The organism is Halotia branconii CENA392 (genome assembly GCF_029953635.1).
Taxonomy (GTDB): domain Bacteria; phylum Cyanobacteriota; class Cyanobacteriia; order Cyanobacteriales; family Nostocaceae; genus Halotia; species Halotia branconii.
Window position 1 is genome coordinate 6,495,730 of record NZ_CP124543.1, and the last position, 16,884, is coordinate 6,512,613.

The 16,884-nt window shown below is 39.5% G+C and carries 19 protein-coding genes and 1 pseudogene; 8 read left to right on the forward strand and 12 right to left on the reverse strand.

Going from position 1 to position 16,884, the window contains the following annotated elements; all coding sequences use genetic code 11:
* Nucleotides 1-519 precede the first annotated feature (519 nt).
* Nucleotides 520-1,041, reverse strand: coding sequence for a phosphoribosyltransferase (locus tag QI031_RS28400; RefSeq protein WP_281482901.1), 522 nt, complete (start codon nt 1,039-1,041; stop codon nt 520-522).
* Between the two features lie 77 nt (nt 1,042-1,118).
* Between QI031_RS28400 and QI031_RS28405 the strand changes: the two genes are divergently transcribed.
* The gene (locus QI031_RS28405; RefSeq protein ID WP_281482902.1) at nt 1,119-2,561 is read left to right on the forward strand and encodes an MFS transporter; all 1,443 of its coding nucleotides are present in this window, start codon (nt 1,119-1,121) and stop codon (nt 2,559-2,561) included.
* A gap of 178 nt (nt 2,562-2,739) precedes the next feature.
* Here QI031_RS28405 and QI031_RS28410 read toward each other — a convergent pair whose 3' ends face one another.
* The 8 genes from QI031_RS28410 to QI031_RS28440 all read right to left on the reverse strand — a co-directional run bounded on the left by QI031_RS28410 (nt 2,740) and on the right by QI031_RS28440 (nt 6,969).
* A complete protein-coding gene (locus tag QI031_RS28410; RefSeq protein ID WP_281482903.1) occupies nt 2,740-2,928 on the reverse strand; it encodes a type II toxin-antitoxin system PemK/MazF family toxin in 189 nt (62 codons plus the stop codon).
* On the reverse strand, nt 2,921-3,112 hold the full coding sequence (locus QI031_RS28415) for a hypothetical protein (protein ID WP_281482904.1): 192 nt from the start codon (nt 3,110-3,112) through the stop codon (nt 2,921-2,923). The genes QI031_RS28410 and QI031_RS28415 overlap by 8 nt, the downstream gene beginning before the upstream one ends.
* 42 nt (nt 3,113-3,154) lie before the next feature.
* A complete protein-coding gene (locus QI031_RS28420; RefSeq protein ID WP_281486147.1) occupies nt 3,155-3,370 on the reverse strand; it encodes a DUF4926 domain-containing protein in 216 nt (71 codons plus the stop codon).
* A gap of 161 nt (nt 3,371-3,531) precedes the next feature.
* Complete coding sequence (locus tag QI031_RS28425) at nt 3,532-3,741, reverse strand: DUF6887 family protein (protein ID WP_281482905.1); 210 nt, start codon at nt 3,739-3,741, stop codon at nt 3,532-3,534.
* Nucleotides 3,738-3,920, reverse strand: coding sequence for a DUF6888 family protein (locus tag QI031_RS31840; protein ID WP_425525996.1), 183 nt, complete (start codon nt 3,918-3,920; stop codon nt 3,738-3,740). Before QI031_RS31840 ends, QI031_RS28425 begins: the two co-directional genes overlap by 4 nt.
* A 202-nt stretch (nt 3,921-4,122) precedes the next feature.
* Nucleotides 4,123-4,578 carry a hypothetical protein gene (locus QI031_RS28430; protein WP_281482906.1) on the reverse strand — a complete coding sequence of 152 codons (456 nt, stop codon included), beginning with the start codon at nt 4,576-4,578 and terminating at the stop codon, nt 4,123-4,125.
* Nucleotides 4,579-4,591: 13 nt separating this feature from the next.
* Entirely contained in the window at nt 4,592-5,995 is a 1,404-nt protein-coding gene (locus tag QI031_RS28435; protein ID WP_281482907.1) for a hypothetical protein, read from the reverse strand.
* A gap of 593 nt (nt 5,996-6,588) precedes the next feature.
* Nucleotides 6,589-6,969, reverse strand: a complete 381-nt coding sequence (locus tag QI031_RS28440) for a hypothetical protein (protein ID WP_281482908.1) — start codon at nt 6,967-6,969, stop codon at nt 6,589-6,591.
* Nucleotides 6,970-8,216: 1,247 nt separating this feature from the next.
* On the opposite strand from QI031_RS28440, the gene QI031_RS28445 reads away from it, so the two are divergent.
* The 4 genes from QI031_RS28445 to petJ all read left to right on the forward strand — a co-directional run bounded on the left by QI031_RS28445 (nt 8,217) and on the right by petJ (nt 10,338).
* On the forward strand, nt 8,217-8,432 hold the full coding sequence (locus tag QI031_RS28445; RefSeq protein WP_281482909.1) for a hypothetical protein: 216 nt from the start codon (nt 8,217-8,219) through the stop codon (nt 8,430-8,432).
* Between the two features lie 125 nt (nt 8,433-8,557).
* Entirely contained in the window at nt 8,558-9,049 is a 492-nt protein-coding gene (psbV, locus tag QI031_RS28450) for a photosystem II cytochrome c-550 (protein ID WP_281482910.1), read from the forward strand.
* Nucleotides 9,050-9,302: 253 nt separating this feature from the next.
* Nucleotides 9,303-9,722, forward strand: a complete 420-nt coding sequence (gene petE / locus QI031_RS28455) for a plastocyanin (protein WP_281482911.1) — start codon at nt 9,303-9,305, stop codon at nt 9,720-9,722.
* Nucleotides 9,723-9,993: 271 nt separating this feature from the next.
* On the forward strand, nt 9,994-10,338 hold the full coding sequence (gene petJ, locus QI031_RS28460) for a cytochrome c6 PetJ (protein WP_281486148.1): 345 nt from the start codon (nt 9,994-9,996) through the stop codon (nt 10,336-10,338).
* Nucleotides 10,339-10,480: 142 nt separating this feature from the next.
* On the opposite strand, the gene QI031_RS28465 is transcribed toward petJ, so the two are convergent.
* Nucleotides 10,481-11,953: a hypothetical protein gene (locus tag QI031_RS28465; protein WP_281482912.1), complete on the reverse strand. Its 1,473-nt coding sequence runs from the start codon at nt 11,951-11,953 to the stop codon at nt 10,481-10,483.
* A gap of 443 nt (nt 11,954-12,396) precedes the next feature.
* On the opposite strand from QI031_RS28465, the gene QI031_RS28470 reads away from it, so the two are divergent.
* On the forward strand, nt 12,397-13,092 hold the full coding sequence (locus tag QI031_RS28470) for an esterase/lipase family protein (protein ID WP_281482913.1): 696 nt from the start codon (nt 12,397-12,399) through the stop codon (nt 13,090-13,092).
* Nucleotides 13,093-13,197: 105 nt separating this feature from the next.
* Here the strand turns inward: QI031_RS28470 and QI031_RS28475 are convergent, their stop codons facing one another.
* A complete protein-coding gene (locus QI031_RS28475) occupies nt 13,198-14,262 on the reverse strand; it encodes a WD40 repeat domain-containing protein (RefSeq protein WP_281482914.1) in 1,065 nt (354 codons plus the stop codon).
* 41 nt (nt 14,263-14,303) lie between these two features.
* Nucleotides 14,304-14,849, reverse strand: coding sequence for a ferric reductase-like transmembrane domain-containing protein (locus QI031_RS28480; protein ID WP_281482915.1), 546 nt, complete (start codon nt 14,847-14,849; stop codon nt 14,304-14,306).
* Nucleotides 14,850-15,619: 770 nt separating this feature from the next.
* Between QI031_RS28480 and QI031_RS28485 the strand changes: the two are divergent.
* A pseudogene (locus tag QI031_RS28485) lies at nt 15,620-15,736 on the forward strand (IS630 family transposase); the annotation flags it as partial.
* A gap of 187 nt (nt 15,737-15,923) precedes the next feature.
* On the forward strand, nt 15,924-16,763 hold the full coding sequence (locus tag QI031_RS28490) for a GNAT family N-acetyltransferase (RefSeq protein WP_281482916.1): 840 nt from the start codon (nt 15,924-15,926) through the stop codon (nt 16,761-16,763).
* The last annotated feature ends 121 nt before the right edge of the window (nt 16,764-16,884 follow it).

The window sequence follows — 16,884 nt, forward strand, 5'->3', positions numbered from 1 at the left end:
TGCGCGACATTAGCAGCGATCGCAGTTTTTCCCCCCCAGCCTCCCCAGCTTCGACTGGGCAATAGAGATACGCAACAATGGCTCTCAAAATCATTGATAAGTCTTGGCTGTGACAAATAAAAGTAAGAAAATCCCGCCGCGAATTTCTTACTTTTGGAAAGTGGTGGTCGCCCCCTGCTCCCCCAGCCCCCCCAGCCTCGACCGAGCAAGAATAGAATACAGCATTGGCAACTAAAAGTATTGATATATAAAGCTTTTGAGTAAATTCAAAAAATTTTTTTGCTTAATTTTGGCTTAAAAAACATAAATAAAGCTTCCCAGAGTAGAGGTGAATCAAATTGGTATGGCGTTTAAATTGCTACGATATTTTGCAACAAATACAGTTTGTATTAATTCGTACGAGTTTAGGAAATCTTGTACTCAGCCCAAAGTATTGCACATTAAGGAATTTAGTAAACTTTACTCGCACAGATATAGTCAGTAGGATTAATTCCCAAAATACTTTCTTTTTCTAAGTATTTACCAACACAGTTGACTCATGTTTGCTGCCAGTTCTGCGGGGTTCATCTGCTCGTAATGTTCAAAAGGTTGATGAATCCAAGGGTTGTCTGGTAAGTAATCAACATAATAATCGGGTTTGATTACTGAACAGGCTTTATACCAAAGTACGGCAGTGCGTATTTCTACAATTGGAATATTACTATTTTGCTCTAGCCAAGGGATAGTCTGCTGGAGAGTGACTCCAGAATCTACTAAGTCATCCACTAAAAGAAGACGCTCACCTAAGCTTTCGGTAGTCATCGTTAAGTGATGAGAGAATATTAAATTACCTCTTGCTTGCTTACCAGAGCCACTGTAAGACGATGTTGCTAGAATAGCCAACGGCTGTTGGTATATACGGGAAAGAATGTCTCCTACTCGCAGTCCTCCTCTGGCAAGGCAGACAATTTGATTGAATTGCCAACCGGATTGATAAATTTGAGCAGCCAGTTGTTCAATTTTTTGGTGATAATCTGACCAAGAAACATAAAGGTCTGGCATAAACTTAAGGGAAGTAATTTTTAGTTAAAACTAAAGGCAACACAAAGTCTTTATTTTAGTATGAACACAAGGTATTTATGAACGATTTTGCTGATGATGCCCAAAAAACTCCTGAAAGTCAAAAACTGGATTTTAAAACAAAACTAGCTTATGGTGCAGGAGATTTAGGCCCAGCCATTACTGCTAATATTTCGATATTTTTTTTATTAGTTTTCTTTACTAATGTCGCTGGGATTCCGGCGGGTTTAGCTGGCAGCGTTTTAATGATTGGCAAAATTTGGGATGCAGTAAATGATCCAATGGTGGGAGTACTAACGGATAAAACTAAATCTCGTCGTTGGGGTCGTCGTCTTCCTTGGATGCTTTATGGAGCAATTCCCTTTGGGATTTTCTTCTTCTTGCAGTGGATTGTACCGCGATTTAGTGCCGACCAAAGTGCTAATATTTGGCCTTTGTTCTGGTATTACGTAGCAATTGGATTAATTTCTCAGGTGTTTTATACTGTCGTGAATTTGCCTTACACGGCAATGACTCCAGAATTAACTCAAGATTATGACGAACGTACTAGCCTCAATAGTTTTCGCTTCACATTTTCTATTGGTGGCAGCATACTTTCGTTGATTTTATCAAAAGTTGTGTTTTCTTTGATCAGCGATCGCCAACAACAATATCTAGTTTTAGCAGCAGTTTGTACTATAATTTCGATTTTATCTTTATATTGGTGCGTTTTTGGAGTCCGCGATCACATTTTAGCTTTTGAAGCAAAACGTACCCAACTTGAGGAACCACCAGCTATCCCTTTCTTTGAACAATTAAAAATCGTCTTTACTAATCGCCCTTTTTTATTTGTAATCGGTATATATCTTTTTTCGTGGTTAGGTGTACAGATTACAGCCAGTATTATTCCTTACTTTGTGATTAACTGTATGCGTCTGCAAGAATCAGATGTACCCACAGTCATGATTGCAGTCCAAGGAACTGCCTTACTGATGTTATTCGTTTGGACTGCGTTAAGTAAAAAAATTGGCAAAAAACTGGTTTATTTTTTAGGAATGAGTTTGTGGATAATAGCCGCCGCTGGACTATTTTTCTTACAGCCTGGTCAAATAGGTTTAATGTATATTATGGCTATCATGGCGGGTGTTGGCGTATCTACAGCTTATCTAGTTCCCTGGTCAATGATTCCAGATGTGATTGAATTAGATGAACTCCAAACCGGACAACGCCGAGAAGGAATTTTTTACGGCTTCATGGTTTTACTGCAAAAGTTTGGTTTAGCTTTCGGGTTATTTCTAGTAGGTAATGCCTTGCAAGCATCCGGTTTTCAATCAGCTGTAGCAGGACAAAGTATACTACCAACACAACCAGATTCAGCCCTATTGGCTATTCGTATTGCAGTTGGGCCACTGCCAACTATTTGTTTAATTTGTGGCTTAATATTAACGTATTTTTACCCAATTACCCGCGAGATGCACGCAGAAATTATGCTGAAACTCCAAGAACGTCAGAACAAAACCTAAAAACCGAAACCAAAGCAAGTTACCAATGTAAAAACTACTTCTGGCCTTACTCTTTAAATCCCAACTACAAAAGTAGTACTTCCTCTACTTCTGTTATTTGCTCTGGTGTCAAAGTTCCCAATTTGCGTAGAAGTTTAGCATGAGGAATTGTGATAATATTTTGTACGTCAAATACTCCTTATTGAAGGAAATTAACTTTGACTTGCACCTCAAATCTGGAACCGCGTGGGCTTGTAGTATGTAGAATTAAAGTAAATAATGCACGGTCTTGATCTAAAATAGGAACACTAATTATCAAGCATGGTCTGACTTTCGCTACATAACCTAGATCGACAAGCCAAACTTCCCCACGAAGAGGACTATTCATGAGCAGATTCTCGTTTATCTAACTCTAAAAAAAGTCTTTCAGCATTCAGAACTAAATCTTCATCAGATAAAAGCGGCAAGTCTAAATGAATTATCCGCTTCAAAATCTCTGATGTAAATTCTAATCTTTCTGAATCTGTTAAATGATCAAAATTTTTCAAAAGTTCTTGGACTAAATCAGTCATAATCTTTGTCATTGAATAGAATCAACACTATATTATGCCCATTTACACTAATGTCTTTTCATCAATTGGCTGATGATATAAAATCATTAGCTGATTAGCATTTAATGTTTCTAATGCATAAGCTTTTCCTGTTAAATCACTAAATTCCACTTCAAAAACTCCAGGTTCATATTCTTCTACAATTGTTCCTACTTGACCGCGATGCAATCCTAACTTCGGTAAGTTTTCGGTGAGAGCAACAACATCTAATAATTTCATTACTATTACCTCATTGCTTAGAGTAAAAGCTAACAAGGCGCGAAAAGCTTTCATTATTCCTCACAATCCTTAGCCTCAGATTGATCTATGCTATCTGCTCTTTAAAATTTTTCATTTATGATCAGGTAAAAGTAAAAAGAGCAGAAAAGTTTTGGTCACCGCTACTCAGCTTGATTAAACTTCTCTCTCAAAATAGCTTCGACTTCACTTTCAGGATTTGCAAGGTCAAAAGGATAGGGTTGTCGATTAGCTGGGTCACGACGCTGCATCAAAACTTTTAACGCAGACCGAAAGGCTTCCTCGTCATTCCTATGTTTAGAAAGATACTGTTTTAATTCAGCATTTGTCATCTGAGATAGATTCGGTGTCATATAACAAACTCCCAACTACCATTTTCATTAATTATGAGCGCTATTTCATCATCTATCCCAGCTTGAATGTAAATTGTTTTCAACTTTTGGTCGTAACGAAAAATTTGGATTGATTGGTACAAATTGGAAAGCAACTGACAAAGGAATATTGCAGTGTCTGCTTGTTTTTGTGTTGGCAAGTTGCTACTTTTGAAGATACACCAACTGTAGCTTACCAGAAGTCAATGTCTATACTCACTTAACAACTTAATGATTGCACCAGTTAACTACATTTATCTTCTCGACCACATCTTGAGCGTTCTCTGCATTTAAACCTTTAAATTTGTACTTAAAGATACATAGAAAATCTTCTATTTCATGCGGTTCAAGTTGTTGCAAATCTTAGGACAGTTTAGATACCTCAACGGTTTTGAATTTACTGCACACTCCTAAAGCTTCTGCTCCAACTCGTGTTCCTCGGTGCAAATAGACCACCATCGGTAGCAAGTTAAGCTTAACACCAATTCTTAGAGAAGTATCGTAAATGTATAACTCACCTGCGCCACTGATTGGTTGCAGCAACGTATCGATTAAGAGAAAGAGATCATTGAAATTTTTGCACATTTGAATTGATTTCAAATTAGCTAGTAAATCTTGTTTAGCTTGCTCAAGGGTTGATTTTTTCAGTCTCCGTTGATGTGAACATCTTTTACCCCTGCTGTCAACTGCAAGTGCAGCATATTCGATTGTTGAAGCTAAAGTTGGTTGTTGTCGAAACCAATCAAGTTCAGCTTGCGCCTCTGGTCTAATTTTCCTAATGTAAATATGTACGAATGACTTAATTGTTTGCTTTTGCATACAAAATAAAGTTTCACTTTTTAAAGTCATCTAGCTGTAAACCATACCAGCCATACCAGTGACGCACCGCTAGCCAAACAGCAGAAAGCAAACCTGCACCGCTGAGAGTCAAACCACTAAAAGATACTAATAATCCAAAAACTGGCAATACTGCACCAGCAATAGTACAAACGATCGCAGCTAAAGAAGCACTCCGAGTTAACCCCAATCCCCATGTCAAAATTAGTAAAATTAAGGAGATCATCGTCCAAGCTAACTCAGCATTCATGAAGCGAGCCAGATAAGTTAAAGTCAATAAACAAGCGAAGAAAATACTACCAGCGATCGCAACATTTTTTAAACTCATTGGTAGCGATAAATATAATAATAATATCCACCATAGAAAGATTGCTGGTGCTAACAATAAAAGACGAGGAATAATCCCAGTATTCCGAATAGGATTGGTGTTGGTAAATACTCCAAATGGGTTTTTCACCGAAACATTGTCATCAAATATCCAGGTAAATTGAGTACCCCGTGCATCAGTTTTAATCTCATTAGGTACAATACCGCTGGCAAAATCAGCAGCAGCAAAGTTAGCAATCGCTGTGAGGCGGAAGTTAGAAAGCAACTGTCCAGTGGCGCTATAAACCCAACGTGACCCTCCTTGAGCCTTGTAGGTGACGCGAAATGTAGTTTCTTGTCCTGGTTGTAGGCTAAAGGGAAAATTATAGTTACCGGGATTTGTTGGTTCTAATCGAATGCGATCGCGCTCTACTTTATAGTTAGAAAGTAGCGAATAACCGTTGGGTGGTGGTACTTCAAAGAAAAAATTATTAATATCTTTGAGTCGATTTACAACTTTGTAGTCAGCACTGTAATCTATGCGATAAACGGCGCTGCGACCTTGAACATCGGTATTTTGGTCAAGCTTGACTTGAATTTGTGATCCAGCTAATGTCAAAAAGCGGTTGACCTGTTGCGTATCATTGACTTTAACTATCTTGCCGTTAACTTGATTGGTATAGGTAATTGGCTCTTGAATAACGTAACGTATTTGGGGCGCAACTTGTTCTAGTTTATCCCCGGCCACACTTTGGTTTACTTGAGTGACTTTTGCTTGTTCCCAATAATGATAGCGATTACCCAAAGTGGAACAAAGAAAAAATCCCACCACCAACAGAACTAATACCAAAGTTAAATGCTGCAATCCCCGCAATAGTTGCGAGTAACGAACAGCCCACTCGCCAATAAAAATTAGTTGTTCTGGCTGATGGCGACGCAAGGTAAAACTTAGTAGAGCGATCGCCACTCCCAAAGCTACGATCAAAAATATCAATAATAGTGAAGCTTTGAGTACATCAGTTCCAAATTGGATTAGCTCTGTGGGATGTGTTAAATCAGGTAATCCTGGAACGCCCTGAGTAGAAAAAGACATTGGGATTGCTTACAGAATTTGGAGAATCAGACCAATATAACCTCGTAAAAGTTTCTAGTAGGGGTTAGGGGCTAGGAGCTAGGGCGTGTTTTTAAACTCGAACTGTAGGTTGGGGAGCCACTGCGTTGGGGAGACAGCGCCGTGGGCGAAGAGAAGTGTGGTCTTGGGCTTTGCCCCTCCGGGTTCAGCAGTCCCTCTTTGTTGGGACAACAAGACCGGGCTGCCTCACCAAGTGGAGCAACTTCGGGGTTTCCCGACTTGAGGCGACTGTCGTCGGCTCTGCCGACTTGTAGACGCTTCTGCGGCTACTCTGCGAGTTCTCCGAAGGAGTACCCGCAGGGTAGTAAGTGGCGTTTGACGTAAGGAAACCCAACAAAGCAACGTAAATGTTGGGTTTGAAAACAGTCTCTAGGGGTTAGGGACTAGTAGTACACCAAGTCATCTTTGCATAATGAACGGCAGGGGTGGCAGGGGGGGTAAAAGCCTGATTGAATAACAATTCTTGCTCCCCCTGCTCCCCCTGCTCGACCTACATGGCAATTTTTGGTTGGTAAACTACTAGGGACTAGATGTCCCTTATATTCCCTCATCCTCTATTTTTGAGCATTCCTTCCTCGACAAACTATCTCCATTGAATTAGCTTCTGGAGTCCCAGGTTTAGGGAAAATCTCTCGCTTGGTCTGATCATCACGGGTTAATTTTCCAACCGAGGTATAAATAGACAGTCTTTCGGAAAATAACCTCCTCTGACCACAAGCAGCACGAAGAGTTCTTTTTGCTGTACCATCGCTGTGCTTTTGTACAAGGGTATACTCGTTTCCTTTAATTGATGCCAAGTCAAGCGCCATTGGATGTCCATTACCATCAGAGCCTACTTGAATATACAGATTATTGTGACTTGTCTGCGCGATCGCTGTGCTACCTAATGAAAGTGCAAATACCGCTACTAAACTACCAAAGCTCTTTAAAAACATAAAGTTTAAAAGTGAAAAACTGTATATTCTTTTGTATTCATGTAAAGGTAATTTATGGCGCGGTGAAATTACTAAATATTTCTTATTAAATAAACAATTGACAAAAAAAATACTAGTAGTTATAGTGAAAAATTTCAGTATTGTGCTACAATAAAAATTACAGATTTTGCGGCTTTATACTTATACCGTTTCTTTGTGAAGGCGCTTCATTTTTTTTGTGCTACCTACACTCTTTGCAGCACCCTGTAGACTCACATTTGGCATCCTCAGAAGATAGCTGCTGTCGTGTCTATGTTTTTAAAGCGCATCTTAATACAGAGTTAGTATTAATACAAGAAAAATGTAAATAAAAAAACTCCAGTCCTTGTTAAACAAAGCTGGAGTACAGGATATCAATCATGATTTAAAATATATTCTTCCCCATATTGATACTGAACAATCACCAAAAATATATTAAATTCTCAGACGTGATTAAATAATATTTTTTCTCTAGATGATTTTATCGCCACAAAAAAACCGTAGCTGGACTACTACGGTTAATTTGAGTGGATTACTGAACTCTAACTCTCTATAAATATTTGCGTCTTACAACTTTAGCTATTTACCTTGCTGTAATCTCGGTAATCTCTTGGAGAATAGTCTAACTACTTCAAGATATATTTGTCATTACTGACTTTAAATATTTACTTTGGTAAAATATTCATCTATATTCCCCGTGAAATATTGTGTAGTTGGTAGCTTTAATAAAGCTATAAATTTTTTTTTACTGTAAAAACACGTAATATATAAAGATTTAGCATACTTTAAAGTCTCAAGCAAACATGTTTTGTGTAAAAATAGGCACAGTCACAGAGAATAAAAAGTCCAGTAATTTAGAGAAAATAAAAAAGAAGCGATCGCAGAGTATGTCTAATCAAAAGAAAACCCCGCTTGATAGTCGGGGTAGTATTGACGACAATATTGTGAGTATTCCACTGCATGAGATCCTAAAAACACAGCAATTATCAGGATTAAAAAAATATTACCTTGTTTATTAAAGTATTCTGTCCATCTGATTGTATATATAGTTATCTATCGTTAGTGAGATGATTTTTAGGTGTGATGTAAGTAAGAAGCGATCGCTCTTTTCAAAAGCCTCTCTGGCTTCTTAATGATCCCCAAACCATATTTTGGCCAACAAATTGCACTCTTAACGTGATATTGGTATTACAGCGACTCAATCTCTATCTGTCAGTTAAAAAAACATTATGGGTTTTGCCGACCTATCGATCGCAGAGATAGCAGCAGACTACAGTATTCCTGTAGAAGAAGTGTTTTCTCTGTGCGACCAACTGGGAATTGCCTATAAACACCAAAAGACCCGTTTGGCGTTAGAGGATGCAAAGGCAATTATTTCGCAAATATTGTCTGAAATATACCCAAGAGGTACTAGCAACTCAATGGGTGATACCAAAGTCACTTAAAGGGCTATATTCGGACTTTCGCTAATTACTAACGGCGAAAATCATCAGCCATTAGCAATTAGCAACGTGGAGATTGGGCATCGCTTTCTTAGCTGTGTTGAGCGTCAAAATCTTTAAGGGGAAACATGTTTAGAAGACTAATTGGCGTTGTTGTAGCTACCATTTTGCTAACATTCCAGCTGAGTGTTAGTAGCGCGACAGCAGTGGAAATGGACAAAGCTATCCGAACAGTGCCATTGAATGATCAGGGCGATACCGTCGTACTCAGCCTAAAACAAGTCAAAGAAGGCAAACGCTTATTTCAGTATGCTTGTGCCCAATGTCATGTTGGAGGCGTTACCAAGACCAACCAAAACGTAGGACTGGAACCAGAAGCGCTAGCACTGGCATCACCAAACCGTAACAACATTGAAGGTTTGGTGGATTATATGAAAAATCCTACTACCTATGATGGTGAAGAGGAAATTTCCGAATTACATCCCAGCATCAAGAGCGCAGATATTTTCACAGAAATGAGAAATCTGACGGATGATGACTTAGAAGCGATCGCGGGTCATATTCTCCTACAACCAAAAGTTGTTGGTGACAAATGGGGAGGCGGTAAGATTTATTACTAAAAACCTCATGATTGGGCATAGGGCATAGGGCATAGGGCATGGGGCATGGTGAGGGGTGCAGAGAAAGAAGAACTGTCTCTTTGTCTCTTACCTTTCTCCCTGTTCCCTGTTCCCTGTTCCCTAAATAGTTATTGCTATCGATTTTTCGTCATTGTTAAAAAAAAAATTGCATCTACGACAGATTGTCATATTTAGCGTTAATTGAATTTAAAATGGAATAAGGAAAATAAAAACTATTTGTTAGGAGAGACACATGAAATTGATTGCGGCAAGCTGGCGACGCTTTAGTTTAGCTGTATTGACGATTCTTTTAGTTGTTAGCAGTTTTGCTGTTTTTACTCCTAGTGCTGCGGCTGAAACGCATCAGGTGAAACTGGGTAGCGATAAAGGAATGCTGGCATTTGAACCAGCAAAGTTAACAATTAAACCAGGCGACACAATTGAATGGGTGAATAACAAAGTGCCTCCCCATAATGTTGTGTTTGATGCTGCCAAAAACCCATCTAAGAGTGCTGACCTAGCAAAATCTCTATCTCATAAGCAGTTGTTGATGAGTCCTGGTCAAACCCAAACTACAACCTTCCCCGCAGACGCACCTGCTGGTGAATACACCTTCTATTGCGAACCACACCGTGGAGCTGGCATGGTTGGTAAAATCACTGTTGAAGGCTAAAAACAGCACTATCGACACAAGATAATTTTTCTGGGTTGACTCAGCAAAATTAGCAAAATATGCCACATTTTTCTAGTGGCACATAACGATAGATAAATAGCAGTGACGAGTCCTATTTCCGCCCAGAATGCTCAACGCCCTGCGGCGATGGAGGTAATAAACTCGTCACCGCTAATTTTGTTCAAAGTTATCTGTATCAAGAACGAATAAGGTTTATACTCTCCAGAATAGTGGCTTGAGGTTTTTAGATGCTGCTTACGAGGAGACTATCTTGAGAGTATTTTTATTAATATTGCTATCAGCGATCGTTTTATTAAAATTGACATTTATTCAGCCAGCCTTAGCCGCCCAAACATCAAATGCTGCTCAGATCTTCAATAATAACTGTGCTGCTTGTCATATAGGTGGCGGCAACATCCTCATTTCTCAAAAAACTTTGAAAAAAGAAGCACTGTCTCAGTACCTAGAAAACTATAACAGCGACTCTATTCAGGCGATTATCTATCAAGTACAAAATGGCAAAAATGCTATGCCCGCCTTCAAGAGCAAATTAAGCACTCAAGAAATCTTGGAGGTAGCCAGTTACGTGTTTCAAAAAGCTGAACAAGGCTGGTAAATGATAGCAGGGGAGCAGGGGGCAGGGGAGAAGAGGAAAGAGTGTTAAGCACAAGTGAATAGTGCGAAGTAAGTAGTTTCAAACTCCCCCTTGCACCCCGCACCCTGCCCCAATTCCTCTTAATTGCCCCATGCTCCTTCTTTTATTTGTCTGTATCAGAACTTTTTCTTTGTTCCCTGACACCACGTAACTTTTGTATTAGCTTTTGATCAGCTTCTTCAGACGAAGACTGGGTGCTATTAGCTTCTGGCGTAGATAATGGTTTAGTGGTGGCTGCTGGTTTAGGTGCTGGCTGATCATTTCTCAGTCGCAGGCCGGGTAATGGTTTAACAGTAGCTGCTGGTGTTGGTTGATTAGTGACTTCTGGGGTAGATGATGGCTTGGGAAGAACTAAGTTTGGTATTGGCTTTTGAGTTGCTTCAGCAGTATTTTCAGTGTTGTTTTGAAAACGCAAGCTAAACGGATAACGGTTAGTTTGCTTATCCCCTTTAGGAGCCTTTGTATTAAAGTATTCTCTGGCTTTTGATTTTAGGTCAGGAGAAAGAGATTTGTCTTGAAACTTAATGTCTAAAACTTTACCTTCAGGATCTACTACCAAAAAACCTAAGACCGTACCTTCAAGCCCCGGTTTATTTGTAGAAACGCTGTCACGAATGACCGCTTTTTCTTCCGAGTTGGGGTATTGCTTTTGAAGGGCTTTTCTTAAATCTTCGTATGAGTTGACCTGTGCGATCAGCGCCTGTTGACTTGTTTTTGTAGGTAAATCAGGCATCTTAGGTGTAGACCCTTGACGCAACTGAGGAATATTTTCCCTTGCAATGATTAAGTCATCTCCAAGTTTGGGAGTTTTTCCTACAGGTGCTACTAGCGGTCGATTTTGAGCAAGTTTAGATGCATCGTTACTAGGCAAAGTAGTTTGTGGAACTGTATTGCTAGTGATTGGGGTCTTAACAGGACTGGGAGTAGGAGCATTCAGCAAATCACGCGGTAGTTTAGCTGAGTTTAATGCTGGTAATTTATCTACAGGCAGTGGTTTAGATGCTGTTGCTATCTCTACTTCTTTCTCGTTAAAACGAGGAACTGATGGAATTTTAGTGAATTTTTGATCAGCAGCATTAAAACCAGAAGTATCAAACCGTAAGTCTTCCTTCGGAACTACCTGCATAGATTGTTCTTGAGGTAAAGACTGTTCTTTGGGTGAAGATGCAATCCGATAGTTATCAGGTCTGGTGACGATTGGTGGTAGTACTGGCTGGGTATATGCAGGTAATGGTAATGGAGGTAACACAGTTGTCTGTGCGTCCAGGTTGGGAGGAAGTTGCTGAGAAAATTGCTGTTGTGCAGGTAACTGTGGTTGCAGAGGTAATTGCGGTTGCAAAGCAACTTGAGGTGCAGTACCTGGAGTTTGTGGCAGACGGTTTTGGTCAGCTTGGCTTAATTCCAAAATTCCGACTGTTTTTGGTGCTGTTGATTCTTTAGGTTGACTGGAATTTACAGGCATCAATGGCACAATCAATGCAATAGCACCGTGGATACCAAGAGAAGCTATTGCCGCTATTCCAGTTGGCTGACCTAAGATTTCTGGTATATTTTTTATCAAGGAGACGTAAGACATATTTGTTATCGTTCACTCAGCTCGGTTGCAGTTGACTAGCAAAGTATTTAATCTTGATTGCAATAGATGCGTTCTTCTAAAAATAATAACTTTTTGCGCTGGTACTCAAAACAGCAAAATCAGTTTTTTTTCAAGTTTTTATTTTAATGACGCAGTATTGCACTTGGAAAGTTGCACTTACTGATAAAGCTCTAGACAACGATCGCTTTTAAAAGGCGATTTTTATAAAAAGATGCACAGCAAAAACTGAAACTTAGGATAGTTGTCACTGTTGGATAGTGACATCAGTCTAAATGTATATCCATGTTTATTTGAGTCGCTGAGTCACGCTTCAGTCACAGATGACGAGCTTGCTCGTCAATGGGATGGACTGTAGGCTGAATCATACCACATCAGTTTAGTCTCAAACTGTGGTTCACTTTACTTTTTTTTAAAAAGCCAAAATGCCATTACCCACTGTTATTGTGCCTGGATATTTAGAAAGCGCGATCGCCTATCGTCAATTAGAACAATCTCTAGAACAGTTGGGTTTTCCCACAGTTACAGTACCCCTGCGCCGACGCGACTGGATACCTACGATTGGTGGCAGGCCTGTAACACCAATTTTGCAACAACTTGATTGCACAGTAAAACAAATGTTGCAAAAATATCAGGCTACTCAAGTCAATTTGATTGGCCATTCCGCCGGGGGTTGGATCTCTCGTATTTACTTAGGAGATCAGCCTTACGCAGCCAGAGGTGAAGTCAAATCTTGTGTTTGGAAAGCTCATCCTTTGGTTGCTACTCTAACTACTCTAGGCACACCCCATATTAGTCAAGAACGCTGGACACGCCAAAATTTAGATTTTGTCAGCAATAATTACCCTGGAGCGTTTTATAAACATGTACGTTACGTTTGCGTAGCCGGAAAAACAATTTTTGGGGCTAGGCGAAGAGGGAGTTGGCTAGCTTACAGCAGTTATCAACTAACTTGTGGCATCGGTAATACTTGGGGAGATGGGATCACACCCATTACAGCTGCTCATCTAGAAGGTGCGGAAAATCTTGTGATTCCAGGAGTTAACCATTCTCCCCGAAGTCCGGGAATTTGGTATGGTTCCCCAGAAATATTAAAAGCTTGGGTAAATTATTTGATTTAAACTTGCTCATTGATCAATAGACCTCTTGCATAAATATCTTTTTGTCTCACGCAAAGACGCAAAGACGCAAAGAAGAAGCTAAGAATAAGGACTTTTGCAAGAAGTTTAATTATGTTTGATCTTTTCAAATGCTTGAGTATGAGAGGTGGTGTCGTGGGGTACAGACCACAGTTTGATGGTTTCGTCACTACTACTACTTGCTAGGGTCTGCCCATCTGGGCTGAAAACGATAGACCATACAGATTTGGTATGCCCTGCAAAGTTGGCAAGAAGTTTGCCATCGCTGAACCGCCAAAGCTTGAGTGTTTTGTCATAGCTACCACTGGCTAGAGTTTGTCCATTGGGGCTGAAGGCAACTGACCACACGGCTCCAGAATGTCCTGTGAGAGTGCGTAATATTTTGCCATCGTTGAGCCGCCAGAGCTTGATGGTTTTATCTTCACTACCGCTGACTAGGGTTTGCCCATCGGTACTAAAGGCAACAGAGCGTACTGCTTGAGAATGCCTTGCCAGGGTTCGTATAAGTGTCGGACTACGAGTTTTTAGCTGCCAAATTTGAATCAAGCCATTTGTAGTACCACAGGCTAACTTCTGGCTATCAGGGCTAAAAGCAACTGATTTCACCCATTTTGCATCCTGGAGTGTCAAGAGTTCTTGTCCTGTGTCTTGATTCCAAAGTTTAATGGTATTATCAGCACTGCTACTGGCAAGCAACTTGCCGTTAGGACTTATGGCAACAGCCTCTACATTATCTCTATGCCTATCAAGGGTACGTATTAAAGTACCTGTTTTTAAATTCCACAATTTAATTCGGTTATCCCAACTACCACTAGCAAGTACATGGTCATCATTGTTAATGGAGAGAGATGAGATGGCATCAGTATGTCCTTTGAAAGTGTGGAGCAATTCGCCAGTATGCAGATTCCAAATCTTAATTGTGCCATCATAACTACCACTGGCTAAAGTTTTACCGTCTGAATTAATAGCGATCGCATAAACCCACGCTGAATGCCCTTTAAGAGTTTGAGTAGGTTTAATGATGGGTAAAGAAATAACATTGGACGTAACCTGCTTTGACAACGGCAATCTATCACAGCCAATTCCAAATATAGTTGATATAGAAGTAATTACTAAGACTGCTGTAACTTTCTTAACAATTAGTCTTGCCATATAAAAAACTTACATTTACAGATTTTGCAACAAAATTGAGGTTATTTGTTAATTTTTTCAGGAATTACTTTGCTCTCAATTTTTTGTTGTTTATTGAGGTTCTCAATCCACATACGGATAATCAATAAAGTTGCGATTGTCATAGTGGAAATAATGCTAACTGGTGTTAAATACGTCCAATGTCCTAACATTTTGTCCCAGATATGCCAAGTCAAAATAAATATGGATAAGTAAGTCAATTTATGTAATTTTTTCCAGTTTTTTCTTAGTTTTTTTACACTCCAATCATTAGAAGTTATTGCTAAAACCGTAAAAATTAGCAAAGTACTTATTCCCTGGATGTAGATCCAAAGTGTCTTCAGATCAAAAAAATCAAAGTTTCTTTTTTGAACCATCATGAATCCATGACCTAAAGCCAAAAGAAAGGCAATAATACCTATAAGGCGACGGCGTTTAAGAAGAAATTGGGGAATGCCAGTTTCTTTAGTTTGCGGAAAAACAACTTTCAGAATAGTGGGAAGTAAGGTGATAAGATAACTAGCTAATGCCGTAAACCCAAGGATATTAGCTATAGGTGAGTCATCCATTACGAACATGATTAATCTCCCAAATAAAGTAGAGTTTTTGGCTATGATGGTAACTACAAATAATTAAGAAAGTCTAGATAAGATATCAGAGATTATTTGGTAGTTTATGCAATTTCAAAAATAAATTTATTTGGATATTTTAAAATTTGATGAGAGAAAAATAATAGATAAAATTAGTTGCAGAAAAATATCACTTCCAACATTCTCTAAAGTGATGAGATCAGAAAATGTAAAAGTTAATAAATCAAATCAACATTTAAAACGTGAAAGGTTTTATGTCCGGGTTTCCCTTTTTACACAAGTGAGTTCAGAAATCAAACCGGATTGCTGTAGCTTTTCTTTTTGATATATTTTCTTAGTTACTTGACAATTCATTAATAAACTAAGTAAGTCGGTGAAATAAAATCAAACTATGTAAATAAAAATAAATAAGGCTCAAACTCTTTCTCCCATGCTCTTGGTCACTGAGCGACTTGTACTGAGTTTAGCCTGAGCGTTGGTTGCTGAGTTTCGACTTCGCTCAACTGCCGCGCAGTCGAAGCAAGCCGAAGGGCGTAGTCGAAGTAAGCCGAAGTGCTGCCTCCTACTTTATTACAGCGATAATTATTGACATCGACCTACTTATTTTAGGGATACTGATAGTTTCTTGGTACTACCCTTAAGGGTACTTTTTTAGCGACTGGATTAATGAGGCAAAAAATAAAATTTTCGCTTAAGCTAATCGGCATTTAAGCTGCATAATATAAATGCAGAGTCGATTGAAAATAACTATGCCACCACCAGCCAAAAACTTTTTAACTTCGGAACAAGTTACTCAGTTGCAGCAAGCTCTTAAGGAGAGCGAGCTACCGCACGTCACGGAAAGAATTTTAATTATTTTGCTCCAAAGATAAAAAACAAGGGCAATAGTAGCTATGTTGCAATTTAAATGCCGATTAGCTCATAATATCGATTTGTTTGGTCCACAATCGTGTAATTACCGTTTAGATGGTAGAGAGTAAAGCATATACTTGGTGGCAGGGTCAATATTTGCTTTTGGGTTAGGGCTTCCGTATGTAGGGGTGAAATGAGTATATGGACAATTTTACCGTTCGACCAATGAGGAGGTCAGAATTAGATCTAGTAATTGATTGGGCAGCAGCTGAAGGCTGGAATCCAGGAACTTATGATGCTGAATGTTTTTACCAAGCCGATCAATGCGGTTTTTTTGTGGGGGAATTGAACAATGAAATTGTGGCAAGTATTTCGGCTGTAGCTTACTCTAAGCACTTTGCCGTTATTGGCTTTTATATTGTCAAACCGCAGTTTCGTGGGCGAGGTTTTGGCATGAAGATGTGGAAAGCAGCAATGGCATACCTTGGTACTGAGCGTAACATTAGCTTAGATGGAGAGATTGCTCAACAGGAGAATTACCACAAATCAGGTTTTCAAATCGCCTATAGTCATATTCGTTATCAGGCTTTCGGCGGCGGCGTTGCGCCGAAAGGCATTGTAGAACTCAAAACTGTACCAATTGATCAGTTAGTTGCTTATAGTCAAGAGCTTTTTTTGGCTGAACGCAAGCAGTTCCTACAACTTTGGATAAAGCAACCAAACAGTGCTGCGTATGGGGTTGTTAGAGATGAGCATATCGTTGGTTATGGAGTCATCCGCCAAAGCCATACGGGTTTCCGGATTGGGCCATTGAATGCTGACGATGAACTGATTGCCGAGCAACTCTTACTCGCCTTGCTTGCTTTTGGTTCTGATGCTCCGGTGTTTCTTGATGTGCCTTCTTCCAATTTTGAAGCGATTAAGCTGGCTCAACGTTACGGGATGAAGCCAGTCTCTGAAGTTGCTCGGATGTACAATAAAGAAATTCCTAACTTGCCTATAAATCGTGTATTTGCTGTGACTTGCTTAGAAGTTGGTTAGGTAAGTGTGTATGACTTGTTGGCCAATTCATGTAAACCGCAATTTCTAGTGTCAGCAGCTTAGCTGCGCTTAGAACGTAGCGTTAGCGAGTCTGCAAGCGTCATTGCGAATTGGTTTGACT